This window comes from Paenibacillus sp. EZ-K15 (assembly GCF_002573715.1).
Classification (GTDB): Bacteria; Bacillota; Bacilli; order Paenibacillales; family Paenibacillaceae; genus Paenibacillus_AQ.
In genome coordinates, this window is the sequence record NZ_PDHM01000021.1 from 241,544 (window position 1) to 265,983 (window position 24,440).

Sequence of the window (24,440 nt, forward strand, 5' to 3'; positions counted from 1 at the left end):
ACAAGTTTTTAAAAATTGTTCAAATTCGATCCGAAATTAACGACCCGCATCATGGTTACAAATAGATTGCTTTATGGTTGAGCTGGTCCGTACAGATGCTGGAGGCTATCCGATATAATCTTGTTCACGTCTTCGATGATGACACTCAAACGCCGCTCAGCGTCAAACAAACGACGAATGTTCAGGTTCAAGCTAAGCACCTCAAACTGCTTCTCCATCTTCTCCATTTCGTCCTGAGCCGGCATATCGCCGGACATCATGCGCTGTTGAAGCTCCATCTGGCGCTGACGAAAATCATCCAGCATGCGTCTGCTCTCCGGATCTGCATCCACGAGTTTCATAGCAGAGGTGATCTCCTCTACCTCCTTGCTTTCCCTCATCGCTTTTGCCAAATCATGTGCCTTGTCATAAATGTTCATTTTTAATTCCTCCAATATATTCGGCCGAAATGCCGTTTTTAATTCGCCTTTCGCCTTACTCCATCAAACATCTCATCTCCACAGCACAATCAGCATGGATTGGAACAATCCAATCACTCCGCCCAGCAGAACCCCAAGCCATGTGATAGCCCTGAATTCGCGGCCGGATACACTTAGAATGATCTCTTCCAGCCGCTCAATTGGAAACTTCTCCACCTGCTCCTGAACGAGCTGCGGCAAGTTAACAGCCTTCATCGCAGCCGGGATGCTTCGCTCAAGGAAACCCAGTCCCTTATCGAGCAGTCCAGGCAAGGCTGCCCCAATGGCCGGCATTCGCGGTCCGATCACTTCGCTAACACGAAGAAGCTCGATCCGCTCAATCCACTTGGACCAAGGAAGCTTATCATCCAAAGTCCGGGTGATCCAAGCTAGGCCCGGCTTATCCGCGACATGTTCGATGAGATCCCCAAGCGGCATATCACCGTAATACGACAGCTTTCCTGAGATGATATCCGTAATGGTCTTGCGGATTTTCTCTCCCTCCAGCTGCTGAATCAGCATGGGCGTCAGCTTCTGGACCAGCTTATCCTCATCTACAAAGATCGAAGCCATGGTCCCGAGAAATCCGCCTGCCTTATCGATGAGCGAAGAAGCCACATCCGAAAGCATAAGCTGCCCCTTAGCGGACAGCAGCGTGTTCTTCAGCTCCTTCAGCACAATATCGGCGGCAGCCCCGCTCCAGCCCTGGATCGTTTCCTCCGACCAGCCGGGAACAAGCTCCTTCAGCGGTTTTGCCTCCAGCCCGTAGCCATGCCATACTGCTGCGGCACCCCGGGCCGTAAGCTGGCGGGCTGATTGTTCAGCACGGACCTTCAATTGCTCCCACTGTTCGGAACTCCATACCTTTAGCGCCAAGTCTCGGAAGCTCAGCTCCGACTGGCTCCATTCCTCCAGCTTCCGATAGAGGCTGTCCTCTATCTTACCCCGAAACACCGGCTTACGAATAAGCTCCTGCAAGCCCTCGCTTGTTACCAGGTAATCCGAGACCACGCGTCCCAACGACTCGGCTATTTCGTCTTTACGCTTGGGGATGAGCCCTGGTGTAAAGGGTATACGGCGACCTAGGATGATTTTTTCTTCACGAGGATGAAACAGCATTTTTATCGCAAAATGGTTCGTTATGCCGCCAACAAAAGCAGCAACGCACACGTTCACCAAAATAAACAGCCAGTTCTGCATTTTAAGCACTCCTTTTTCCCGAGCAGTACAATCACCAAGGGATATATGTCCTCATATGATGCATTACATGCAATGATCAGATGAAGTCTTTTGTCTGTTCACTTAAGTAACCAGTTGTTGTCGGAAGGAGATCCATCATGCGCAAATCCAAGATTAAATCCAACACCAAATCCAAGATATCGACTCAATTAATCCGCTCAGCCCAGCTTTCGGATAACGATATCAAGCTTGGTGACCGGCTCATAAGACAGCTCCGTATCCCGACAGATTCAAAGGTACAGCTTGCCTTTGGCTCCTTCAAGCAGGAAGTCAGCGTTACCTCAGGAGGAAAATCGAACTCGCTGGCCCTAAGCCCTTCCGTATTCAGCCATTCGGGACTTCTTCCTCGTACCGTCATGAATGTCAAATATTATCCAACGGAAAGAACACTGAAGCTCGGTCCGCTTATCGGGATCATGGTCAGCCGCTATCAACCGGATGAACCTGATAAACCTTTTGGATCGATCTCAGCTTTCTGCTTGGAAATGGTCAACGCAGCCAAGAAACAAGGCGCATATGTATATTTTTTCACACCTGACATGATCGGTTCGAACCCGGCAACACTTGAAGCCGTTGCTTATGACGCGGGATGGAAAAAGCTCAGCGTTCCAGCTCCGGACGTCATTAATAACCGGCTGTCTACCCGCAAACTGGAGAATAGTCCTAGCGTACAGCATTTTATGAGAGAAGTAAAATCACAATTTGGCACCCATATCTTTAACGAGAAATTTCTCGATAAATCCGATGTCTTCGAGGCACTCGGACCTGATGCGAAACTGCAGAAATATTTGCCAGAATCCTACTTGCTCAGCGGTTATCCGACGCTCAAAAAAATGTGCGCTGCTTATCGGACGGTCTTCCTGAAACCGGTGCGGGGTAGTCTGGGAAAAGGTATCATCCGGATATCCCGCCAAGAGAACGGCCATTATCAAACGATGACCACCTCTCTTGAAGGAAGTAAGAAGAATACCTACTCCTCGCTTCCAAAGCTGTTCAGCAGCTTAACCGGAAAAATAAAAAAAACGCGTTATCAAATTCAGCAAGGATTGGATTTAATCCGCATCAACCGGCGAAACGTTGATTTTCGCGCGCTTGTTCATAAAGACAAAAACGGCAAATGGGCAGTGACCTCGGTCGTGGCCCGCATTGCTGGCGGAAACCACTTTGTTTCCAATCTCGCCAGAGGCGGTACACTCTCTTCCGTCAAGGATGCACTTGCCATGAGTAGTATCCCGTTAAACTCCAAGCAAACGGCTCCCGCTCGAATGAATCAAGCGGCGCTCGATATTGCTCACGGACTGGAGGCTGCCATTCCCTATCATTTCGGAGAGCTGGGCATTGACTTGGCAATTGATACGACAGGACGCATTTGGCTCCTGGAGGTCAACTCCAAGCCGTCCAAAAGCGAAAACGCACCGCTGAATGCCGACTCCAAAGTAAGACCGTCAGCCGTACGACTCGTTCAGTACTGTCAATATTTGACGGGTTTCTAAAAAAAGGAGAACCCTATGTCCTCAAACAAGATAGGCACCCTGGGTGTCATGGTATGCCGCAAACCGGGCTTTCCTCCCTTTAGCGAGAAGGAATTTCTCCGTGAACTAAGCTCGAAGGCCAAGGAACTCGGCATGCAGGTATTTGTTTTTTGTCCGGATGATGCCTCTCCTGCTTCTGGTGTTGAAAGCTCCATAGACAGGATACAAGGATATCAATTCAATCCGGGAGATGGCTGGACCATCGGCACCTTTCCTCCTCCTGACGTCATCTATGACCGATGCCTGCACCGAAACGGTGAGGAAACGGCTGCTGCCGGCCAATGTCTGGACCAACTGCTGCAGCAGGGCGCAAAGCTGTGGTCACGAGGTCTGCCCGGCAAGCAGAAAGTGCATCAAGTATTAAAGCGCTCCTCCGCCTTAAGACCTTATCTGCCGGCAACCTTAAACTATACGGGAGCCGAAACACTGAGCAGGGCTTTGCAGGCTTTTGGCAGCAGACTTTTCATGAAGCCTAGCGGAGGCTCCCAAGGCCGTCATACTTTGTACCTCGCTCTGACAGATCAACAGCGTGTCAGACTGCAAGGAAGGGATCGGAGCAATCGCATGTTCCAGCAGACCATTCCCGCACAAGAGATGAACGAATGGGTGAGGCGTTTTACCGGCCGACGCCGGTTTATCATTCAACCCTACCTGGAGCTTTGTAACCGTAACGGAGACCCGTTTGATATTCGGTCATTGGTTCAAAAGAATGACCGCGGCATATGGTCCATCACAGGAATCGCCGCACGGCAAGGCGTAAGCCAAGGGCTGACCTCGAACCTACACGGGGGAGGTACGGCATTTCCAGCCCTTCCCTATCTAACGACTGATTTCGGAGAAGAACAGGCCATGAAGATCATTCAGAACATCCGGGATCTGTCCGCTCAGCTTCCATCTTTGCTCGAAGAAGGATTCGGCCGACTTGGCGAGCTGGGAATCGATTTTGGCGTGGATACAAAGGGACGGATCTGGATTCTAGAGGTCAACTCCAAACCGGGCCGCCGCGCATTTACACTAACGGGAGATGGTCACGCAGCCCGGCTGTCCGTCGAACATCCGATTCAATACGCCCGTTATTTATTGCTTCGACAACTTAGGAGGGTAAATACATGAGTTTGAATTTCGGAAATATTCATTTCTCGCAGCAGCCCGAAAAAGTCGTCTTTTTATCCGGTTCGCTTCTAAAGAGCCTTGGGCTATCAAGCAGGAAATCGATTAAGCTTCGCATCGGTACCAATACGGTGTCCGCTGCTGTGAAACCGATTGAGCGATCGGGGAAACACATCTATTTAAGCAACGGTGTCCGAAATGGCATCCACGTTCCCAGACAGGGCCCTGTCTATATCCATTCCCCCCGTGAGGGCGAAATCGAGCTGGGGCCTGTGGTTGGGGTTCTGTCCGACGGACCGCATAATCCATCCAGCCCTTTTGGAGCCCGAACCTCGTATATTCGGCAGCTCCTTCGTGAGGGCAACAAAAAAATGTTCGTATATGCCTTTGCCCCCCGGGATATCAACTGGCAGCGCGAAACCGTTCATGCCTATATGCTCGGTTCCGGCGGCGGTTTTGTCCGCAAGACCGTTCCGCTCCCTAATGTCGTCTATAATCGCCTGCCTAGCCGGAAAACCGACTTCTCCCCCTTTACCAATCAACTGAGAGATCGGTTTCTGAAGCGCAACATCAAATTTTTCAACTGGGCCTTCTTCAATAAATCCGATGTATACTCGCAACTGGACGGCGATGTGCAGGCAGGCAAATATTTGCCGGAAACGTATAATAATCCTAGTCCCGAGCGGATTAAGGATATGATGGAGCGTCACAACTTTGTGTATTATAAGCCCTCAGCCGGAAGTTTAGGCCTCGGGATTTACCGGTTAACCTATCTTCCCAAAAAAGGATATTTTGCGCGTTATCACGGAAACGGGGGTAACACCCTTCTCAAGTTCCCAAGCTTTAATAGTCTGATGCGGATGCTTCAGGCCAAGCACGGCTCCAAGCTACGAAACTATGTTATCCAGCAAGGAATCCGCCTCATTGAAATCGATAGCTGCCCCATCGACTTCAGATTCCACATGCATAAGAACAGCAAAAACCGCTGGTCCGTGGTTGGTATCGGTGCGAAAAAGGCCGGAAGGGGCAGTGTCACGACGCATATCAAGAACGGGGGCTCCTTGATGACACCGGAGCACGCGCTCAGCCGGGCCTTCGGCTCCAAAGCGAAAGATGTGCTGGAGCGTGCCAAGGACGCTGCCATCGCGATGTCGGAAGCGATCGAGAATCATCATCCGCATCTGTTAGGAGAAATCGGGTTCGATATCGGAATAGATGACAACGAGAGAATATGGATGTTTGAAGCGAATTCGAAGCCGGGCCGATCGATATTCAACCACCCTTCCCTTAAAGGGGAAGGAAAGGCATCGGTCGAGCATATTTTTGAACACAGTATGTATCTCAGCGGCTTCCACAGGGGGAATGATTCGTGATCAACCGAGTGGAGAGTGATGGAAGATCGGTTGTAGCCATCCTGACCATGCACGATACGCATACGATGTTCAGGGGCAACCGGCAAAACTTTCAGGAAATCATCAAGACGGGAAAAGAGATGGGCTTTCTGGTCTATGTAGTGACTGTACGTGATCTGATGCTTGATACGGGGGCTGTCAAGGGCTACATCCTGAACAATGACCATATCTGGGAGCAGAGGCTATGCCCTCTGCCCCAGGTAATATATAACCGGATCCCTTACCGAGAGGATGAAGCCCTCCCCTGGGTTCGCCGTAAAATCAAGGAATGCCAAAAACATCCCCATATCGATATCTACAATCCGCACTTCTTTAACAAATGGCGGCTGTTTGCTTGGCTGAACAAATCACGCTTAACCAAAAAGTGGGCTCCTTTGACTAAGCGTTTGAAAGGTTACCCCACTTTGTATGATGTGATGAAGCAGATGCCCTACCTGTATCTTAAACCCGAGGACGGCAAAGCCGGTCAAGGTATTATGAGGATACGGTACCAGAAAAACAAGCCGCTCCCCTACCGCATACAGATTCAGAACAACAAAAACAGCACCACGTACAAAGCGGCCTCTTTAGAGCGGCTTTGGAATCGGGTTTATCAGGAAACCAAAGGAAGTTCGTACCTGATCCAGCAGGGGATTGAGTTAGCCCAGGTCCACGGGCGCGCCTTTGACCTCCGCATTCTTGTGCAAAAGAATGAGTCCGGTTCCTGGGCGGTCACGGGAATCGGTGCTCGCATGGCAGGCGCCAAGAGCATAACCACGCATGTTCCCCGCGGAGGAACGATTGAGGATCCGGAGAAGCTGCTTCCGATCGTATTCGGTCCGGAACGGTCCGATGCCATCCTTGGCGAAGTTAGAAAAGCGGCCGTGCATATAGCACGGCAGATTGAGAAGAGCTCCGGTCAAACGCATGGTGAAATGTCTATGGACCTCGGAATTGATAACGAAGGCGTCCTTTGGTTCTTTGAAGCCAACTCAAGACCGATGAAGTTTGACGAACCTGCGATCCGCAAAAAATCACTGGAACGAATTTTTCAATATTCCGAATACCTCATCAAACAAAGGTAGCCTTTGCATGATCTAGAACACCATTTAGAATAACCATGAAAGGAGTGGATCATGTGGAGATCTCATGTCTCTCTCTCTCAAGCCCGGATGAATGGCAGTATGCCAGACAGCAGTGCAGCGAATTCTTCCGGCGTTACAGCAATAAGCGTCTAACCCGCGAAGGTTACCAGCGTCTGGCCTCGCTATCCTATGACGAGCTGCTGCAGCCCGGCACTTCTATCATGGCAGCTACGGTTCGAAGCGATATCGGCCGCATACCGGTGGGGATTTGCTTTGCGGCGGACTATGGAGAAGGTGCCTGTATGATTGCTGTACACCCTCTATACCGCAACCGGCATATCGGCTCTTCCCTGATCCGCTCACAATTATCCAGATTCGGGCGGCTGCGATGCAAAGTGGCTGCTGATCATTCAGCAAGTTTGCAAATGTGCTTTCATGCAGGGCTGCAGGCCATTGCGCTTGAGCAAGGACCCACAGGCAAACCTACGCTCGTTATGAGCGGAACCCTGCCCCTGCACGAATTCCAAAGTTCTTCAACATCTAGTGCTGACTCTATACAAGAAGGTGAACTTCTGTGTCAAAACCCGTCTTAGGAATTATGACGTTATACTTGGATGAACGGAAAACGCTGGAGGAGCGGCATATCTACGAGCATATGATCAGGGAAGGAAAAGCGATGGGGCTTGACGTTTACGTCTTCACTCCCGCCGATGTCAACAGCACCCAAGGCCTGATCAACGCCATGGAATACGATCCTGATCACCGGAGTTGGAGCCGGAGATGGCGTTCGTTTCCCAATATGATTTTTGATCGCTGCCGCATTCAAAAGAGCCCCCGCTTTCAACAGCTGCTGCGCTTTCGTTCCCGCTATCGGCATTTGCTATTTCTGAACAGACCTTTACGCAACAAATGGACGATTCATCAAGTACTGTCCACCAAGAAACGCTTCCGGCCCCATCTGCCGGATACTCAGATCGTAACAAGAACAGGTGACATCCACCGGATGCTAAATGTTCATCCTACCGTCTATTTTAAACCGATCAACGGAACGGGCGGACGCGGAATTCTGCGGATTACGAAGGTTCCGGGGGTTGCGGGCACGTATGAAATCCGGGGACGCAATTCCAATCGGAGTATTATTAAACCGAAACGAATGCCTTCAGGCCATTTGGCGCAATATCTGTCGGGCTGGGGCAATAAAGATCGATATCTGGTTCAAGAGGGGATACAACTGGAGCTGACCGACGGAAGAGTGCATGACTACCGCATGCTCGTACAGAAAGATGGATCCGGTCAATGGCAGGTGACCGGTTGCGTGGGACGCGTCGGGGCGCCGAAGAGCGTTACCTCCAACCTGCATGGCGGCGGAATCGCGACCATGATGGAAGAATTATTAAGTAAATGGATCACAGATCCGGTAAAGCGCGCCAGCATCCGCGAGGAAGCCGATTCCCTCGGCGTGGATGTAGCCCAATTTCTTGACGGACAGTATGGAGGCTTGTGCGAGCTAGCCCTGGATCTGGCCGTGGACAAAACCGGAAGAGTTCTTCTCCTCGAGGTGAATCCTAAGCCATCAAGGGAAGTCTTCTCACAAATCGGCGATATGGCTGCCTACCGTGAATCCATGGTGAAACCTTTAGAATATGCAATGTGGGTATACAGTCAAAAAAAATCCGCGAAAAATGCTTAAGATAAATCATAAGAAACCGTATTTTAGAATCAGAAATACACAAAGGCTGTTTCCAAGAGGGTTGCTTGCTACCCTTGGGAACAGCCTTTGTGACTCCTATCGATCTACTCGGCTTGGTCATGAAGCTTCAGCAGCTGTGAAAAAGAATGAATGACGACGTCTGATCCCTTCAGCTCCTGCTCCCCGCCAAAGCCTGCATAGTGGCAGCCAATGACGGTTTGTCCGTTCTCTTTGCCTGCCTCCACATCCGATGACCGGTCCCCTACCATCCAGGCATCCCGGATATCATGTTGATCAAGCAGTAATCGTACCAAATCCACCTTTGAAGCCGTTCCATGCTCTCCGGCACTGTAGACTCCTTCAAAGAACGACATAAGCCCTCTCGCTTCGGCTATGCCTTTTACGTAATGCTCCAGGCCGTTGCTGGCAACAAACAATCGGACGCCGCGCCGATGAAGCTCCTCCAGCGTCTCCTTCACTTCAGGATACAATACGGCTGCTTCATTGTTTAAGCCTTCGAGTTCAAGTTGCAGCAGCAGCTCGTCTGCACGGCGATGGGCTGCCGGCGTTCCATTCGGCATGACAATCTTCCAAATGTCTTCGAGCAGCATTCCCAGACATCCAAGCATGAGCTCCTCATCCGGCGTTTCTCCTTCATAATGCCCCTCTTCACGTAAAATGTCGAACAATTTGTGATAGGCGGGCAGCAGCAGGGTCTCCGTCTGAAACAGCGTTCCATCCATGTCAAATATCATCGCTTCCGGCTTGATCAACGTTGCTGTATTTTCCAATTTGGTCCTTCCCTTCCCTTCAATCCATATAATCTGATTCTAGTCTAATCTTTCCTCATCATATAGGAACCATATCACATCTGCAAACCCCATCTCCTCATTTACTTTTGATCTTCCGCCTATAAAATATGCGTAACCAGGAGTGCTTTATAGTTGTTATACATATAACACGTACTACGATGAGGGGGATTTACATGCCTGGAATAAAGGAGTTTGATACTGCACCGCCAATTGGGCAGCTGGAAGCCGAGCTGTTGGCTGAGCTGAGCCGCTATGATCCCCATGAACAAGCTGTCATTCTCAAGCGGATGGTGAGCCGCCTTAAGAAAGAACGGTATGTCCGCAGCCCGATCGTAGTTGTTAAAGAGATGATCCGGACGCCGCTCGTATGGCTCCTGCTGTCCATGGGAATGATGATCCCCATTCTGTTCTATATCCTGTTCGTTTGGGTATCGCTGGCAGTTGAAGGGTAATAGGGTAGAGGTAGGTACCACCTGATTGGCGTTTATCGTTTAAAGCACGAACGTGGACGCCAAATCATTAATGTGGCGGCGCATAATGCTGAGGTAACTACCGGCAAATACTTGAGACCCTTCAACCCCTTTTCGTCTCCTCCATATAATACTTGCGACATAACGGCAATCACTTCATTCAGAATGAGCCCACCCGCATAACCTCCGATTAAAGCCATCAAGAGCGCCGCAAGGCCTTTCATATTCAATCTACCCCTCTTTGTCCCTGTCGATAATACGGCAGAACGGAGCGCGCCGTGTCCACCGCGAGCCAGAACAATCCGATGGCAATGACCGGATGCCATGCACCCGCACCAGGGAAATTGGCCGTGAAATACTGGCTGAGGACCAATAACAACATGACCAACGAGCTCCATTTATACTTGGCGGGCAGCTTGCCTGCAAAACCCGAAAGCAGCATAAGCAGCGGCACAATTTCAAAAAAATGAACAAATAGAGTATGGCTTCTCCACATCGATCCATCGTGAAACAGCGCCATGCCGGCAAATAGCGTCTGAATAGCAATACAAACAACAAAAATCCAGGCCAGCCCTAGTGAAATCCAACCGGCGAGCGGTGTTTTTATTACAGATGAAGCTTGTTGATTCATCTCGATACCCCTCTCTTGTTTCATGATCGTTACGGATACCATCCTATCACCGGAATGTTGTGATCTTGTGATGATGGCTTGCGGATTCCGTGAAATTTTCCATTCGCGGCTGGAAACCGTATATAATGGGGGGGATTTAAGGTTAAACCTAACGAATCAGAAGAAAGGCAGGATTCAGCATGGCACATACCTTGCTTCTTGTAGACGATGAACGGAAAGTCATTGAATTTATGGAGTCATTCCTCCGGCAAGAAGGATTTCAGATTATTACCGCTGCGACAGGTACGGAGGCTTTAGCCAAAGCGAGAGTTTTCAAGCCTTCCCTGGTCATACTTGATTGGATGCTGCCTGAATTAAGCGGCATTGAGGTATGCCGCGAGCTCAGAAAATCAAGCCGTGTCGGCATCATTATGGTTACTGCAAGGATTGAGGAGACGGATAAACTAATCGGGCTTGAGGTAGGGGCGGATGATTATATGACCAAGCCTTTCTCACTCCGCGAGCTGGCTGCCCGGATTCGTTCTGTTCTGCGCAGAATGGAAGGCGGTTCGGTTTCCGAAGATTTGCTTGAGCGCGGCGAATTAACGATCTCGGAAACCCAATGCCGGGTATGGAAACGCGGCCAGGAGATTCAGCTGACTCCTACCGAATTCAAGTTCCTCCTTACCCTTGCTTCCAGACCGGGCGTGGTATACAGCCGTCTGCAACTGCTTCAAGCGGCCATGGAGGACGATATCCACAATGATGAACGGACCGCGGACGCCCATATCAGCCGGATCCGTAAAAAAGTAGAAGATGACCCTGCCGAGCCCATTTTTATAAAAACGGTGTATGGTTTCGGCTACCGGTTTGAACAGCAGCCATGAGTGTTGGACGTAAGATATTCATCGTGTTGTCGTCGTTTATTATCGGATTCAGCACCGTTTTCGTCCTTCTTACTTACATTGTGATCCGCGACTCCATGGATGTCATGCTGCAAACCTCGCGTGAAGAGGAGCTGAATCAGCTTGAGGCCAGGCTGCTCAGCTACTATGTGAAGAATGGGAACACCTTCCGTGCCATTCAGGATCAGGAATGGTTAACCGAAAGTCTACCAGTAGCCGACCACCAGGAAAGTATCCTGCTGGTATCCAGGGAACAAACGGTTCTCTTGCATGAGGGGGACGCGGTGGAAAAACAGATCAAACGCTTGGGGGTTAAACGGACGTTATATTTTGAAGGCAAACCGATTGCGGACGTGTATTATTATGATACGGATATTGCAAACCTGTCCAAGCTTCGAATTGGCACACCCACATCCATCATCATTCTGTTGGGAGGAGGCACTATCCTCTTCGTCCTGCTCTCCCTCGGAGCCGCCTACTGGATATCGCGGAGACTTACTGCGCCGCTGCGCAAACTCGTACCGGCCATCGAACGCCTCGGTCAAGGCGAGTACGGTATCCAGGCTCCCGTTACCTCGGAAGATGAATACGGGAAGGTCGCGTTTGCTTTTAACGGAATGTCTTCCAGACTCGAACAGTCCGAGATGGTCCGTCGCAATCTGGTGGCTGATGTCGCACATGAGCTTCGAACACCGCTGACGATCGTCAGAGGCAAGCTGGATCTGCTTCAACAGAGCAGGCAACCGATCCAGCCGGAACTATTACTTCCCATCCAGGATGAGTTGATTCGCTTAACCCGTCTCGTAGGAGACCTCCACCAACTATCTCTGGCCGAAGCGAAGCAGCTGCCGCTGGTTCGGAAACCTACGGACATGCTGGATTTGCTGGGTCAGATTCAGGAGCGCATAGAGCCAGATGCCGATGCCAAGAATTTGACCCTGCGTTTGACGAGCACTACGGAACACACTTCCGTTCCTGTGGATCCAAGCCGCATCACACAGGTGTTTCTGAATCTATTCATCAACGCGGTTCGGTATACACCCCAAGACGGGCTTGTCCACATTACCTTACAAGAGGAGCCCGCTTCCGGCATGCTACGGATTGATATTCGGGATACAGGCCCAGGCATTGACGCCCAGCATCTTCCCTATCTCTTTGACCGCTTCTACCGCGCGGATGAAGCACGTGCGCGGCATCAAGGCGGTATGGGACTGGGTCTAGCGATTGCCAAGGAATTTATCGTATCTCACGGTGGCACGATTCAGGTGGAGAGCCAGCAGGGGCAAGGAACTACATTTACGGTCCGGCTGCCCTATCATGACTCGGATCAGCAGTCGCACGGGATATAATAGCCCCATACTCCTATCCAACATAAACAGACAGGCCCGGACAGATATCGACCGGGTCTGTCATTGGTTATACATTAGAATGTCGAAACGATCTCCTCTCCCCTAGAATATTTTTTTCGTTGCCCGGTCCTCCTTGATGATCTCTACGGCTTCCCTGAAGCGGATGGAATGGATGATTTCTCGTTCCCGCAAAAACTTGAGACTGTCCTGCAAATCCACATCATCCGTCATGTCGATGAGCCATTGATATGTAGCACGTGCCTTCTCTTCTGCCGCAATGTCCTCATACAAATCCGCAATCGGATCGCCTTTTGCTTGAATATAGGTTGCCGTAAACGGAACCCCTCCGGCATTCTCATAATACAGCGCATGATCGTGATTGACATAATGCGCGCCCAATCCGGCACCCTCCATCTCCGAAACCGTGGCATCTTTCGTCAATTTAAACACCATGGTGGCAATCATTTCAAGGTGTGCGAATTCCTCGGTCCCGATATCATTCAACAATCCGATGACCTTGTCAGGAATGGTATACCGCTGATTCAAGTAGCGGAGTGCTGCCGCTAGCTCCCCATCAGCCCCACCGTACTGCTCAATCAAGAACTTCGCCATCCTTGGATCACATTTACTTACACGTACCGGATACTGAAGCTTTTTTTCATATACCCACATGAGATCTTCCGCCTCCTTGTTCTCGCTTTTCCTCTTCATGAGGGCTGCATGCAGGTGGTGAAGAGGGCAGCAGCCCGCTTGCCAACACCGTCAAACCTGCCAAGGCCAAGGACCTTGGGCCCATTCAAACGGATATCTGGAAAAAGCACGGCCAAAATTTTGCAGCGGCCCATACAGCTCTTGAAATTGCTTCGCAAGCACAGTCCTTTCCTGGGTTAGTTTGTTGAACTGCTCGATGCTCTTCAGGTCATCCGGATGGGTGTCCAAATACAGGTTCAGCTCCACCAGGACAAAATCCAATGCCTGCAGCTGCTCCAGCATTTCGTAATACTTCAGATCTCCAACCTGGGGTCTGGCTTCATTCACGGCCGATCACTCTCCTTTGAATTTTCGCGAGGTATACAGGCTATACAAGGATGGCCATAACGTTCCGTGTCTCAACGCCTCGGCAGGGCTGAACTGCGGCAGTCCGGCCGGTTGAAACACGACATACTGGTTGACAGGCACCACATACGATCTGTAGAGCTTGGGAGGGCAAGGATCGAATGGCGAATGAAATACCGGGTATACGCGCACCTCTGGATTTTCCTTCAAGGGTATTCCTCCTTATGTTTACTTTCCGTTGTTATCAATGGCTCTTCGTATTTAACATATGTCTTCCGCCCAGAAAATGAACTCCAAAATGACAAAAAAACCCTCTTCCCTGGAATATTTCCGGGAAAAGGGTTCTTATCAAGTTGTCCTCAAAATTTAATTTTGATTTGGAACAAGCCAGCTTTACGCATAGCGGAATAGATAATAACGACCAGGGGACCGATAAAAAATCCGATCACACCCACCAGTTTAAATCCAATATACATGCTGACCAGGGCAGGCAGTGCGCCGATTCCGACGGCATCCCCTATGACCTTCGGTTCCAGCACGCGGCGGATTACCGTAATCAGAATGAACATGAAGATCAAGCCAACCCCTGTAAAAATATCGCCTACTGCAAGCAGGTAGATAGACCATGGTATCAAGACGGAACCTACACCCAGAATCGGCAGAATGTCGACAATGGTCACAAGCAGGGCGATGGCAAGCGGATAGTTAACGCCTAATACCAGCAAGCCGAGCAGCGTGATCACGTACGTAAACAGGCTGAGAATCAGCTGTGCCCGCAAAAAGCCGAAAATTGATTTTTTCAGGCTGATCAGCACTTCATTCACCTGCGACTGTGATGTCTCATCGAATAGCGACAACACTTTCTCACGCATCGTATCGAGGCTGAAAGCGAACAAGAACACCGCTACGCAGAATACAATGAACGTGACGAACAGGTTCGGCAGCGTTTTGGCAAAGGACAAAAATGTTGATGATACCGAATTGACAAGCGACCGTATATAGGAAGAAATATTCGACATGAATTCGGTAAGGCTGTCGGCAAGCCCCGGCGAAATGCCGTTCAGCATGTCTTGCGCTTGAATAATCGTATGCTGAAGGAATTCGTTAGCCCCGTCAAAATATTGCGGAGCCCGGCTCCAATATTCGACCAGCTGGTTAAACACCTGCAGACCGATCAAATAAGCCAACAGCAGCATCAAAAGAAGGAATAACGTGCTTGTCACCGTTGCGGCCGCGATGCGGTTCAACCGAAGTCTTTTCATTAAGAGCCGATTTAACGGCTCCAATGCAATAGCAATCACGATGGCCAACAAGAACGGAGCTCCAACGGTAAACATTCCGTACAGCAACAAGAGGCCGAGACCGATAAATATGAGCTGCTTTATCGACATAATCCACTTCCTAACAAATAGAGTCTTGCTAGTTCTAGGTGAAGCTGCTCTCGAGCTTCTGATGAATCATGACGCGAGTTACACGCAACCGTGTAGACTCCTCTACCTCAAAGACCACCCCGTCAAAGGTGGATTTCTTCCCGACCGCCGGGTTCCCTTCAAGCTCCTTGAATAACCAACCGCCAATGGAATCCACGTTATGCTCTTCAATCATCAAGCCGGTCAAATCATTCACTTCTTCAATGAGCATCCGCCCGTCCACTGAAAAGTACTCATCATACACTTCAATTTCAGGCCGCTCATCTTCAAATTCATCGTACAGGTCCCCTACAATCTCTTCCAGAATCTTCTCAGCTGTCAGAATACCGGCCGTCCCTCCATATTCGTCAACCACGAGCGCAAGCTGCTCATGTCTTGCCTGCATCTTCCGCAGCACCTCGCTGATCTCCGTCGATTCCGATACGTCCATAATCGGTCTCATCAAGGAAGCCAGATTTCGCTGCTTATCAGGCTCCGCCAGCAAGAGATCGGTAATATGGACAAACCCGATAATGCGATCTTTGTTGTCCGTTGCAACCGGGTAACGGGAATGCTTCGTCTCATTGACGATCTGAAGATTCTCTTCCAAGGTATAATTGGTGAAAAGAACGTCCATGTCCGTCCTTGGCAGCATAATTTCTCGGGCTCTCAAGTCAGAAAAATCGAACAGGTTGTCCATTAATTTCATCTCGTTCTCGTCAATGACACCGCTCTTTGCGCTCTCGTTCATCAGAATCCGAATCTCTTCCTCGGAGTGGGCTGCTTCGGCCTCACTTGCCGGCTCGATGCCGACCATCTTCAGAATACGATTAGCGGAAGCATTCAGAACCCAGATCACCGGCAGAAAAATGCGATAAAACCACAGCAGCGGCGCCGACAGAATCAGAGCCGTCCCCTCCGTCCGCTGAATAGCCAAAGACTTCGGTGCAAGCTCCCCTAACACAATATGCAGGAAAGTGATAATACAGAATCCCACCGCAACCGATATCGTGCTAATCAATCGCTCATCCGTAAAGCCAATGCTATGCATAATGGGAGCCACCAGCAATTCTGAAATGGCAGGCTCCCCAATCCAGCCAAGACCCAGGGAAGTTAATGTGATCCCAAGCTGAGTTGCGGATAAATACGCATCCAGCTTCTGATTTACTTTCAGGGCAATGCCAGCCAGCCGGTTCCCTTCGCTAACGAGCTGGGTCAACCGGGATTGACGCATTTTCACCAGTGAAAATTCAGCAGCTACAAACACGCCGTTCAACAAAACGAGCAGGAAAACCAAGAGCAAATTCAAAATCAGTTTCCCGACCTCAAATTCCTCCGCCATGATGACACGCCTTCTTTCTAGAGTTCTAGTTTGTCTTTGCTTGCCTTGACTTGAAATCCACACCCCGGTAGTACATGTCCGCCACCAACAGGTTCGGCCCACAGCAGCTCACTGCATCGCAGTGACAGTTAACCGTTTGATTCAACGGGTGTCCCGTTGTCCATTCGTTAAAAATATCGTCAAGCTTCTGTTCCTTAATATTACCAAAAGCCGGGATATCAGCAAAATCCGTTACATATACGTCACCCGAGAATAAATTCACATTCACCCGATTACGACCATCCGGATCATTCCGGACCGTTACGTTCGGTTCTTGCCGCAGACGGCGAATGATCTCTTGGTCATGATCATCGGAGCTGCAGGCATAGAAGGGCAGCGTTCCGAACAGCATCCACATGTCCCGATCCCGGACATCGAGCAGATGGTGGATGGCAGCTTTCGTATCATTCAAGGACAATACGGGCAGAGCGGAAGCAAAGTTTGAGGCATACATCGGGTGAACCTCGTGCCTTTTGCAGCCCATATCCTTGATCAGCTTGTGAATGCCGCTGAGTTTCGTATGCGTCCGATAGTTAATCATCGATTCAGCGGATATGTACATACCCGCTGCACTCAGCTTCTCCGAATTGACCAGCATCGTATCGTACATTTTGTATGCCGTCTCCTTGGAGACAGAACGTGCGCTATTTGCAAATCCGACCTCATAGAAGTCATCCCCGTTCAAATAATTGAATGAGATATGCATAACGTCCAGATAAGGCAGCATTTTCTCATACCGACTAAGATCGAGCGTCAGATTGGAGTTAATCTGGGTCCGGATGCCCCTTTCCTTGGCATACTTGAGCAAGGGAACAATCACGTTGTCCACCGTCTTGCCCAAAAATGCCGGTTCACCGCCCGTCAGACTAATCGTCTGTAGATGCTCTACCTCGTCCAGTCGCTTCAGCATCGTATCGAGAGGCAGCATCGGGGCTTCCTTCATGACAAGCATATCACCGACAGCGCAATGCTCACAGCGCATATTACAAAGATGCGTCACTGTCATTTCCACACTGGTCAGCACATGACGACCATGCTCGCGCAGTGAAGTTATCGGATCCCACGGATCATAACTCGGCGAAATGGGCCTTACGGCTGATGGAAATGGCTGTGCTGTATTACTCATGGTTCACTCACCTGATTTCTTTGAATTACCGATTCATGCAGTACAACTTACGCTTTATGTACTCTACGGTTTTGATAATGTCCATTATATGATTATAACATACCCAAACAGAAGGCTTCTGCTTGATTCGGCCGGGAATCATTCGGCTTCCCCATGTTTGTCTGAGCGTTCCTTGGTAGTAAGTTTGTGTGCCGGAAACATCCATCTTGGACTCCACCAATTCGCTTTGCCCATCATCTTCATAAACGCAGGCACAAGCAGCACCCGAATTACGGTGGCATCCAGCAGAACGGCTGCTGTCAGGCCTAAACCGATCGCTTTCATTACTTCATTATCCGTAAATACAAACGCACCCACAACGACGGCCAGGATTAAGGCAGCGCTTGTAATCAGCCCGCCCGTGCTCTCCAGACCTTCAGCTGTGCTGAATTCGTTGTCCCCCGTCCGTTCATAGTTCTCCATCATACGCGAGAGCATCATGACTTCATAGTCCATCGATATGCCAAACACCACGCAGAATATCAGAATCGGCAAAAGCGCAAAGATAGATCCCGTAGAGGAAACACCCAGCCACTGCGCGCCTATCCCCTCTTGAAATACCCACACCACGATACCGAGTCCGGCGCCGAGGCTAAGCATATTCATTATGCTCGCTTTTAAAGGGAGTACGACCGATCGAAACGCCAGGAGGAGAATGACATAGGTAACTACAAATACAAAGACCAGAACGAAGGAGATATTCTGATGGATGACCTCAATGATATCCAGTTTGTACGCGGGGCTTCCGGTGACATAGGTCGTCAGCTCATTCGTGTCCATCGTCCGTAACGCTCGGACAAGCTGCATGGTAAGCTCATGGGATTCCCCATATTCCGGGATCACGGCGACGGCTGCCATTTTCCCCTTAACAAAACGATGCTGCTCCAGCTGCTGGCGGATATCTTCGCGGGATAAATACTTCGATGCTTCCTCTACCGATCCTCTGCCAATGCTCAGATAACTCTCTACCTGCTTCACGCCCGGCATCATCCTGATTTCATCCGTATATACCTTCATTAGCTCGATGCTGAGAGACTCCTCATAAGAGGCCGGAAGCTCCACCGCCACAACGATCGAATTCAATTCACGTTCGTCATAAGCCTGTATGAGCAGGTCGTGACCATAACGGGATTCATAGGCGGGGGGAAGCACTTCGGCTGCGGGGATCGCGATATTCATGTGCCTAACAGGATAAATCGCCACCAACAGTAAACCGATCGCTGCGATAGAGATGGTTACAGGATGCGCCATGACAAATCTGGAGAGCTTTCTCCACATACCGGAGGTCTGCCGTGCCCGAAGCGTCCGGTATGCGGCAGGGAATAGAGGGAGCGTTTCTATACGCGGGCCCAATATTCCCAATAATGCGGGAAGAAGCGTGTTACCGGCCAGCACCGATAACAGCACGACGGTAATGCCGCCTATGCTGAAGGAACGGAAGATCGGCAGGTCTATGAAACTCATCGCCACGAAACCAATCAACACAGCCGCACCGGAGAACATCACCGCTTTGCCGGCAGTTGCGCAAGTGACAGCCAGGGCAGTTCCCACATCTCCGCTCCGTGCCCGCATCTCTTCTTTGAAGCGGCTTACGACCAGCAAAGCATAATCAATACCCACGGCCAGCCCCAGCATCGTTACAACATTCGGAAGGAAATTGCTGATCGAACCGTCGGCCAAAGCGACGAAATACAGGATTCCCATCGTGACCACCACGCTGGCAACACCGGCTAACAATGGCAGGATCGCGGCAGTCAATGTTCCGAATACGACGGCCAGAATGAGTAAAGCTGAGGGAATGCCTACCATCTCGGCATGGATAATATCGCTTTTGACGGCTCGGTTCATGTCGGCGAAGATGGCGGTGTTCCCTGTTATGTAAGTATCCGCTCCCGTGATGCTCGGAACCGAATCTCGAATCTCTTCAAACTGCTTCAAGGCTTCCGTGGAATCCAGATCCAGCAGCACCGTCACGGATACGATATGATCCTGGCCTGCCTTATGGGCTGCCATATTCATATAAATATCCCTGACATAGGGACGGGCTCGCAAAGGCGCAAGCTCCGTCAATATTCGCCTCTGGGCCGTGCCTGCCGTCAGATTCTCATCGTGCTGACTGACTACGACAACATCCAATGAGGCTGCCGACAATCCTAATCCCTCTTCTAGCTTCTCGATCCCGATCTGGGCCGGACTATCCTTCGGCGTAAACCCGTTGTGCTGCAGAATGGACGGCAGCTTGAACGCAAACGGAAGCAGCCCGCAAAACAAAAGAAGCCAGGTCACAACAATCGCTTTACGGTAGCGGTAAATCTGTCGCCCCCATGTATGCAGCAATGTTGTATGGCCGTTACGTCTCACGAGTCAACCTCCTTTAGGTCAAGTTTTATCTATGGTGCTCGTCCGATACCAGCGATCATAATGGCCAGTGTTTCCGACAAATCCAATTCGTAAGGTGCAGATAGCGGGGTGCCTTCGGCATCCGTTAATACGCGGACAACGGGGCGATGAGGCACATGTGCGTGAATTTTGGATACCACTCCACTCTCACCCGTATGCAATTTCACGGTGATCCCTGGAGGATATATCGCAACCCGATCCCGAAACATGGCCAGGAATGACTGTTCATACAGTGTTCCCGAGCCTGCATACATCACCTCTACCGCTTGATGCGGCAATAAGGCAGGCTTGTACACCCGCTGTGTTGTCATCGCGTCGTAAGAATCCGTAATCGCAATCCATTTGGCGTATTCATGGATCTCAGGTCCCTTCAAGGCTCGGGGATAACCGCTGCCATCCAGGCGCTCATGATGTGACAAGGCGCAATGCGCCGATAACAGCGGAATGTTGGGTTCATCTTTCAATATTTTGAACCCGATCTCCGTATGCTTCTGAACCTCGCGAAATTCTTCTTCGCTCAGACGTCCTGGATGATTCAGCAGCTCCTGGGATATCCTCGTCTTGCCGATATCGTGAAGCAATGCCCCCAAGCCCAGCACCTTCAGATCCTGCCGATTATAGCCGTAAGACACACCAAGAACCGTTGAATACAGACATACGTTAAGAGAATGACGATACAAGTTGTAATCGTTCGTATTCATGTCGGTCAGCAGCACCATGCCCTCGTCATGATCCGATATTTCATCCATAATAGACTCCATCATTCCAGAGAACGTTTTGCCTAAATGAAGGAAGCTTCCCTTCAGAGCAACCTGGCTCTCCAGGGTCTTGAAGCTCGTCCGAATTGACTGGATCGCGTGCAGTCGAGTTTCCTCGGTCAACAACTCCGGAACCACGATATCCTCCGTCATCGGTTCCTCGATATAGACATACCCGAGTTCCAACGTGCCCAGACGGCGGATCAGCCCTGTTGTCAGCTCCACGCCTTCGGCAAGCAGAATTAAACCATCGCTATTATATATTCTTTTACCAAGAACCATCCCCGGCCTCAACGCGTTGATAGGTATAAGACGCAAAATCCGTCACTTCCTCTGCTATTCTCAAACTTGTGTGGGATATAGCGTCTAGTCTTCAGTGGATCACGATACGAAGAAGCCGGATCTCCTCCTTGTGTCTCCTCCTGCTTAATGCATGATAAACAGCCAAAAAACGGCAGCGAGAACAAAACGGTAGATCGCAAAATGAGTAAGCCTTATCTTCTGTATGAGCTTCATGAAGGCCAAGACGACAAAATAAGCGACAACAAACGAAACGATAAATCCGGCAAGAAATACACCGATCGTATCTAAAGTAAAATATCGATAAGAATCCAGCAATTCATATCCGGATGCAGCACACATAATGGGAATTGCGATAATAAACGAGAAGTCGGCCGATGCCTTATAACTCACACCGCTAAGCATCCCCCCGGAGATGGTGGATCCCGAACGGGAAAAACCCGGCCATAATACGGATATGATCTGGTAGACGCCAATCTGAAAGGCCTGTTTATATGTCAAGTCATCCAAATCATGCGATATCACTTGAACTTTATGTTTATTGTACCATTCTGCAAAAATCATAAAAATACCACCGGCAACGAGTGCAAACAACACCGTCTGTGCATGGAACAGGCTCTTGATGAAATCCCTCGCAAAAAAAGCAACCAGCAGGGCCGGCGCAATCCCCAAAAAGATATGAATCAAATTCAATCGTCTTCGAGGCATCTTCTTGGTCAATGGTTCACTTCGGCTCCAGCCGAGCAGGTTCAAAATCCGATTCCAGTAAACAATCGCGATCGCCATAATAGCGCCAAGCTGAATAACAACCTCAAACGTCTTCATGATCGGAGTTTGATCGTCGTAACCGAGCACCTTAGCCGTCAAGATCATATGGCCTGTGGAAGACACCGGAATGAATTCGGTCAGTCCTTCCACAATCCCCAGTATAATGGATGTGATAAAATCCATGATCCTTCCCCTCCTTACCTTTGTCCTCCTCATATGTATGCTCGGCCAAAGGAAGTTAGTCGGGGATTGTCAGGATATCCAGCGTGGAATCATGGACTCTTCAAGCGAACCGGGCCTCGAAAGCTCACTTCGCAGCAAGTCTCTAATAAACTCCGGCAGCATATATACCGTATCCTTACCAAGTGACAACGACTCATATCCGATTTTGAAAGTGAACATGTCGAGTGTTCCCACCTTGTATTCTCGCTGCGGCTCTAGCGGTTGTCCCTTCATGGAGATATGCGTGATCTTGCGATAAGGCTCTCCGTTCTTGTCATAGTGAATCTTCAATCCATCGACAGCCAGGCCGCCTAATATATAACCGCGGAAGCCAAAGCCCAGTATCTTCTTCCCGCTGAACTCCTGGAGCAGGCTCTCCTCAAGTGCTTGATAAATATGTTCTCCGCGCAGCTTCACGACGCAGGGATTAATCGGGGACGGGCACAGGCCATGCAGCATACCGGTGCTGATCTCGCCCTCCGGCAGCGGTCCGAGCAGCTGCCCCGAGTTCACGATAGCAAAATCGGCATCCGTGTGCTGCAGCACTGCCTGAGCCAGCAGGTTCGCAAACGGCGACTCCTCCTCATAGTGAATGGGCAGACTACGGTCAATAACGGCTACGGCCTCCGTTAATTTCTCCCTTGCCAGCTCATGGTGTTTCATGATCGCCTGCTCTACGATGGGTTCCATCAAGTTTTTATCCACGGGCAGCAGACTTCCCTCTATACAGGTAAAGCGATCTTCTGCATGATCGCGCTGCATGACAAGGCGACCTACGTATTGTCCGAACTTGCCTGCACCGCACACGGCAGTTTTCCCAATCATCAGAGGCTCCTCAAGGATGTGATGGGTATGACCGCCTAGAATAACATCAATCCCCTCAACATTTTCTGCTAATCTTTTATCAATCGTTAGTCCTAAATGGGATAAAACAATCATGATATCACACTGGCCCTGAAGCGCTCGCACTTGTTCAGCAATAGCCTGCACCGGATCTCCGGCTTCCCAGCCTAACAATTGATAAAATCCTGCAAAAGCAGCCGTTGCGCCGGTGAGCCCGATTCGAATGCCTTCTCGTTCCAGGATCACATGCGGCTTCATCCATGAAGGAGGTTTACCGCTCTTTGTCTCGCTTATGTTGCAGCACACAACGGGACACTGCAGTCCGGCGTATACACTCTCCAGAACATCATACGAAATGGTGAGCCCTTCGTTATTGCCAATCGTGATGGCGTCGTATCCTGTCAAATTAATGACATCCACATTGGCTTGGCCCATCGTGCCTTCGGTTTCCACCGATGCCCGGTCCATATGATCACCGATATCCAGCACAATTGCCTTATCACCGGCAACCGCCTTTTCCCGGGAAATAAGTGCCGCCACATTACTCATCATTTCAAAATGGCTGTGAATATCGTTGGTATACAATATCGTCAGCTTCTGCTTGTTGCTCCCTAACCCCATCTGGCGGCCCCCTCCCCATGTTCGTTATTCCATAATTTCCGGTCTTACAAGCATAACATTTTAGCGAAGAATATGGTATATTGTAGCCCATAAGAATTACGAGGTGATGAAGAATGTCAACAACCATTTCTATATTATTATTTGCAGGATTAGCTGATCGAATCGGCACAGCTTCACTTACATTTAACGTACCGGGCTTTCCCCTTACAGCCGGGGAATTGAAGCTGCTTCTTAGCGAGGCTTATCCTGATGTCCAATCCCAGATTTCCACGGCTTTCGTCGCGGTCAATCAAGAGTATGCGTTACCGGATCAGCTTATTCAAAGCGGTGACGAGGTAGCTCTGATTCCACCTGTGTCCGGTGGTGACGGAACCGCCCCGCAAGACTCCGGATCCAGGTCCTCGGCAGATGGGAAGTGCTCTATATCCTACGACCAGTTGTCCGTAGAAGCAACCATTGCCAAAGTTCATCATGATAATCATGGAGCAACGCTTTCCTTTGTAGGTACAACGCGAGAGATGACCGGCCAGATGCGAACGGTTACGCTAGAGTATGAAGCATATATCCCGATGGCGCTAAAAGAGATGCAGCAAATATGTGCTGACATTTTTCGACAATGGCCCGGCACACAATGTGCGATTTCCCACCGTATCGGTACGGTCGGTATTGGAGAAACCAGTGTTGTTATCGCTGTATCCTCCCCGCATCGGAATGCATGTTATGAGGCCAGCCGTTATGCCATCGAACAATTGAAGCGATCCGTTCCAATCTGGAAAAAGGAGATCTGGGACGATGGTTCGGAATGGAAAGGACCGCAGACCGGACCCTGGGACCCAACCGTTAGGCAATAAGTCATGATTACACAT

General features: G+C 50.1%; 25 protein-coding genes. 10 read left to right on the forward strand and 15 right to left on the reverse strand.

Annotation, left to right across the window (positions count from 1 at the left end):
- Nucleotides 1-71 precede the first annotated feature (71 nt).
- Together CRG97_RS25145 and CRG97_RS25150 are read right to left on the reverse strand one after the other, a co-directional pair.
- Nucleotides 72-419 carry a YlbF/YmcA family competence regulator gene (locus tag CRG97_RS25145; RefSeq protein ID WP_076324343.1) on the reverse strand — a complete coding sequence of 116 codons (348 nt, stop codon included), beginning with the start codon at nucleotides 417-419 and terminating at the stop codon, nucleotides 72-74.
- A gap of 72 nt (nucleotides 420-491) precedes the next feature.
- A complete protein-coding gene (locus CRG97_RS25150) occupies nucleotides 492-1,658 on the reverse strand; it encodes a DUF445 domain-containing protein (RefSeq protein WP_098748417.1) in 1,167 nt (388 codons plus the stop codon).
- Nucleotides 1,659-1,795: 137 nt separating this feature from the next.
- Here CRG97_RS25150 and CRG97_RS25155 point away from each other — a divergent pair, with 137 nt between their 5' ends.
- From CRG97_RS25155 to CRG97_RS25180, 6 genes are read left to right on the forward strand one after another with little or no spacing between them, the layout of a single operon-like run.
- Nucleotides 1,796-3,190, forward strand: coding sequence for a YheC/YheD family endospore coat-associated protein (locus CRG97_RS25155; protein ID WP_098748418.1), 1,395 nt, complete (start codon nucleotides 1,796-1,798; stop codon nucleotides 3,188-3,190).
- A 15-nt stretch (nucleotides 3,191-3,205) separates the two neighbouring features.
- Entirely contained in the window at nucleotides 3,206-4,342 is a 1,137-nt protein-coding gene (locus CRG97_RS25160; RefSeq protein WP_098748419.1) for a YheC/YheD family endospore coat-associated protein, read from the forward strand.
- Complete coding sequence (locus tag CRG97_RS25165) at nucleotides 4,339-5,712, forward strand: YheC/YheD family endospore coat-associated protein (protein WP_098748420.1); 1,374 nt, start codon at nucleotides 4,339-4,341, stop codon at nucleotides 5,710-5,712. The genes CRG97_RS25160 and CRG97_RS25165 overlap by 4 nt, the downstream gene beginning before the upstream one ends.
- Nucleotides 5,709-6,815 (forward strand): YheC/YheD family endospore coat-associated protein, encoded by a 1,107-nt coding sequence (locus CRG97_RS25170; RefSeq protein ID WP_098748421.1) that lies wholly within the window; start codon nucleotides 5,709-5,711, stop codon nucleotides 6,813-6,815. Before CRG97_RS25165 ends, CRG97_RS25170 begins: the two co-directional genes overlap by 4 nt.
- Before the next feature lie 53 nt (nucleotides 6,816-6,868).
- Complete coding sequence (locus CRG97_RS25175; protein ID WP_098748422.1) at nucleotides 6,869-7,408, forward strand: GNAT family N-acetyltransferase; 540 nt, start codon at nucleotides 6,869-6,871, stop codon at nucleotides 7,406-7,408.
- Nucleotides 7,390-8,505: a YheC/YheD family endospore coat-associated protein gene (locus CRG97_RS25180; protein WP_098748423.1), complete on the forward strand. Its 1,116-nt coding sequence runs from the start codon at nucleotides 7,390-7,392 to the stop codon at nucleotides 8,503-8,505. Before CRG97_RS25175 ends, CRG97_RS25180 begins: the two co-directional genes overlap by 19 nt.
- A 104-nt stretch (nucleotides 8,506-8,609) precedes the next feature.
- Here CRG97_RS25180 and CRG97_RS25185 read toward each other — a convergent pair whose 3' ends face one another.
- Nucleotides 8,610-9,296 carry an HAD family hydrolase gene (locus tag CRG97_RS25185; protein ID WP_098748424.1) on the reverse strand — a complete coding sequence of 229 codons (687 nt, stop codon included), beginning with the start codon at nucleotides 9,294-9,296 and terminating at the stop codon, nucleotides 8,610-8,612.
- Nucleotides 9,297-9,490: 194 nt separating this feature from the next.
- On the opposite strand from CRG97_RS25185, the gene CRG97_RS25190 reads away from it, so the two are divergent.
- Nucleotides 9,491-9,769: a hypothetical protein gene (locus tag CRG97_RS25190; protein ID WP_098748425.1), complete on the forward strand. Its 279-nt coding sequence runs from the start codon at nucleotides 9,491-9,493 to the stop codon at nucleotides 9,767-9,769.
- A gap of 32 nt (nucleotides 9,770-9,801) precedes the next feature.
- Here CRG97_RS25190 and CRG97_RS25195 read toward each other — a convergent pair whose 3' ends face one another.
- Nucleotides 9,802-10,011 carry a DUF5957 family protein gene (locus CRG97_RS25195; protein ID WP_098748426.1) on the reverse strand — a complete coding sequence of 70 codons (210 nt, stop codon included), beginning with the start codon at nucleotides 10,009-10,011 and terminating at the stop codon, nucleotides 9,802-9,804.
- 2 nt (nucleotides 10,012-10,013) lie between these two features.
- Nucleotides 10,014-10,418: a DUF6220 domain-containing protein gene (locus CRG97_RS25200; protein WP_098748427.1), complete on the reverse strand. Its 405-nt coding sequence runs from the start codon at nucleotides 10,416-10,418 to the stop codon at nucleotides 10,014-10,016.
- Between the two features lie 179 nt (nucleotides 10,419-10,597).
- On the opposite strand from CRG97_RS25200, the gene CRG97_RS25205 reads away from it, so the two are divergent.
- Both CRG97_RS25205 and CRG97_RS25210 read left to right on the forward strand, forming a co-directional pair.
- The gene (locus CRG97_RS25205; RefSeq protein WP_098748428.1) at nucleotides 10,598-11,284 is read left to right on the forward strand and encodes a response regulator; all 687 of its coding nucleotides are present in this window, start codon (nucleotides 10,598-10,600) and stop codon (nucleotides 11,282-11,284) included.
- Nucleotides 11,281-12,651 carry a sensor histidine kinase gene (locus tag CRG97_RS25210; protein ID WP_098748429.1) on the forward strand — a complete coding sequence of 457 codons (1,371 nt, stop codon included), beginning with the start codon at nucleotides 11,281-11,283 and terminating at the stop codon, nucleotides 12,649-12,651. Before CRG97_RS25205 ends, CRG97_RS25210 begins: the two co-directional genes overlap by 4 nt.
- Nucleotides 12,652-12,753: 102 nt before the next feature.
- Here the strand turns inward: CRG97_RS25210 and CRG97_RS25215 are convergent, their stop codons facing one another.
- From CRG97_RS25215 to CRG97_RS25260, 10 genes are all read right to left on the reverse strand, one after another.
- Nucleotides 12,754-13,323, reverse strand: a complete 570-nt coding sequence (locus CRG97_RS25215) for a manganese catalase family protein (protein ID WP_098748430.1) — start codon at nucleotides 13,321-13,323, stop codon at nucleotides 12,754-12,756.
- 90 nt (nucleotides 13,324-13,413) lie between these two features.
- Nucleotides 13,414-13,689: a spore coat protein CotJB gene (locus CRG97_RS25220; RefSeq protein WP_076324356.1), complete on the reverse strand. Its 276-nt coding sequence runs from the start codon at nucleotides 13,687-13,689 to the stop codon at nucleotides 13,414-13,416.
- A 6-nt stretch (nucleotides 13,690-13,695) separates the two neighbouring features.
- Nucleotides 13,696-13,917 (reverse strand): spore coat associated protein CotJA, encoded by a 222-nt coding sequence (locus tag CRG97_RS25225; protein ID WP_098748431.1) that lies wholly within the window; start codon nucleotides 13,915-13,917, stop codon nucleotides 13,696-13,698.
- A 149-nt stretch (nucleotides 13,918-14,066) separates the two neighbouring features.
- Complete coding sequence (gene ytvI, locus CRG97_RS25230) at nucleotides 14,067-15,098, reverse strand: sporulation integral membrane protein YtvI (RefSeq protein ID WP_098748432.1); 1,032 nt, start codon at nucleotides 15,096-15,098, stop codon at nucleotides 14,067-14,069.
- 34 nt (nucleotides 15,099-15,132) lie between these two features.
- On the reverse strand, nucleotides 15,133-16,458 hold the full coding sequence (locus tag CRG97_RS25235) for a hemolysin family protein (protein ID WP_098748433.1): 1,326 nt from the start codon (nucleotides 16,456-16,458) through the stop codon (nucleotides 15,133-15,135).
- Between the two features lie 25 nt (nucleotides 16,459-16,483).
- Complete coding sequence (gene yfkAB, locus CRG97_RS25240) at nucleotides 16,484-17,623, reverse strand: radical SAM/CxCxxxxC motif protein YfkAB (RefSeq protein WP_098748434.1); 1,140 nt, start codon at nucleotides 17,621-17,623, stop codon at nucleotides 16,484-16,486.
- A 138-nt stretch (nucleotides 17,624-17,761) separates the two neighbouring features.
- Complete coding sequence (locus CRG97_RS25245) at nucleotides 17,762-20,023, reverse strand: MMPL family transporter (protein ID WP_098748435.1); 2,262 nt, start codon at nucleotides 20,021-20,023, stop codon at nucleotides 17,762-17,764.
- Between the two features lie 29 nt (nucleotides 20,024-20,052).
- Nucleotides 20,053-21,138: an HD-GYP domain-containing protein gene (locus tag CRG97_RS25250; RefSeq protein ID WP_098748436.1), complete on the reverse strand. Its 1,086-nt coding sequence runs from the start codon at nucleotides 21,136-21,138 to the stop codon at nucleotides 20,053-20,055.
- A gap of 108 nt (nucleotides 21,139-21,246) precedes the next feature.
- Nucleotides 21,247-22,071 carry an undecaprenyl-diphosphate phosphatase gene (locus CRG97_RS25255; protein WP_098748437.1) on the reverse strand — a complete coding sequence of 275 codons (825 nt, stop codon included), beginning with the start codon at nucleotides 22,069-22,071 and terminating at the stop codon, nucleotides 21,247-21,249.
- A 69-nt stretch (nucleotides 22,072-22,140) separates the two neighbouring features.
- The gene (locus tag CRG97_RS25260) at nucleotides 22,141-23,574 is read right to left on the reverse strand and encodes a bifunctional metallophosphatase/5'-nucleotidase (RefSeq protein WP_098748438.1); all 1,434 of its coding nucleotides are present in this window, start codon (nucleotides 23,572-23,574) and stop codon (nucleotides 22,141-22,143) included.
- A 113-nt stretch (nucleotides 23,575-23,687) separates the two neighbouring features.
- Between CRG97_RS25260 and moaD the strand changes: the two genes are divergently transcribed.
- Nucleotides 23,688-24,425, forward strand: coding sequence for a molybdopterin converting factor subunit 1 (gene moaD / locus CRG97_RS25265; protein WP_098748439.1), 738 nt, complete (start codon nucleotides 23,688-23,690; stop codon nucleotides 24,423-24,425).
- Nucleotides 24,426-24,440: the final 15 nt, after the last annotated feature.

Bases quoted from the DNA above. Each gene is read 5' to 3' on its own strand.
- CRG97_RS25145 (WP_076324343.1), bottom strand. From the start codon at position 419: ATGAACATTTATGACAAGGCACATGATTTGGCAAAAGCGATGAGGGAA.
- CRG97_RS25150 (WP_098748417.1), bottom strand. From the start codon at position 1,658: ATGCAGAACTGGCTGTTTATTTTGGTGAACGTGTGCGTTGCTGCTTTT.
- CRG97_RS25155 (WP_098748418.1), top strand. From the start codon at position 1,796: ATGCGCAAATCCAAGATTAAATCCAACACCAAATCCAAGATATCGACT.
- CRG97_RS25160 (WP_098748419.1), top strand. From the start codon at position 3,206: ATGTCCTCAAACAAGATAGGCACCCTGGGTGTCATGGTATGCCGCAAA.
- CRG97_RS25165 (WP_098748420.1), top strand. From the start codon at position 4,339: ATGAGTTTGAATTTCGGAAATATTCATTTCTCGCAGCAGCCCGAAAAA.
- CRG97_RS25190 (WP_098748425.1), top strand. From the start codon at position 9,491: ATGCCTGGAATAAAGGAGTTTGATACTGCACCGCCAATTGGGCAGCTG.
- CRG97_RS25195 (WP_098748426.1), bottom strand. From the start codon at position 10,011: ATGAAAGGCCTTGCGGCGCTCTTGATGGCTTTAATCGGAGGTTATGCG.
- CRG97_RS25200 (WP_098748427.1), bottom strand. From the start codon at position 10,418: ATGAATCAACAAGCTTCATCTGTAATAAAAACACCGCTCGCCGGTTGG.
- CRG97_RS25205 (WP_098748428.1), top strand. From the start codon at position 10,598: ATGGCACATACCTTGCTTCTTGTAGACGATGAACGGAAAGTCATTGAA.
- CRG97_RS25210 (WP_098748429.1), top strand. From the start codon at position 11,281: ATGAGTGTTGGACGTAAGATATTCATCGTGTTGTCGTCGTTTATTATC.
- CRG97_RS25215 (WP_098748430.1), bottom strand. From the start codon at position 13,323: ATGTGGGTATATGAAAAAAAGCTTCAGTATCCGGTACGTGTAAGTAAA.
- ytvI (WP_098748432.1), bottom strand. From the start codon at position 15,098: ATGTCGATAAAGCAGCTCATATTTATCGGTCTCGGCCTCTTGTTGCTG.
- CRG97_RS25235 (WP_098748433.1), bottom strand. From the start codon at position 16,458: ATGGCGGAGGAATTTGAGGTCGGGAAACTGATTTTGAATTTGCTCTTG.
- yfkAB (WP_098748434.1), bottom strand. From the start codon at position 17,623: ATGAGTAATACAGCACAGCCATTTCCATCAGCCGTAAGGCCCATTTCG.
- CRG97_RS25255 (WP_098748437.1), bottom strand. From the start codon at position 22,071: ATGGATTTTATCACATCCATTATACTGGGGATTGTGGAAGGACTGACC.
- CRG97_RS25260 (WP_098748438.1), bottom strand. From the start codon at position 23,574: ATGGGGTTAGGGAGCAACAAGCAGAAGCTGACGATATTGTATACCAAC.
- moaD (WP_098748439.1), top strand. From the start codon at position 23,688: ATGTCAACAACCATTTCTATATTATTATTTGCAGGATTAGCTGATCGA.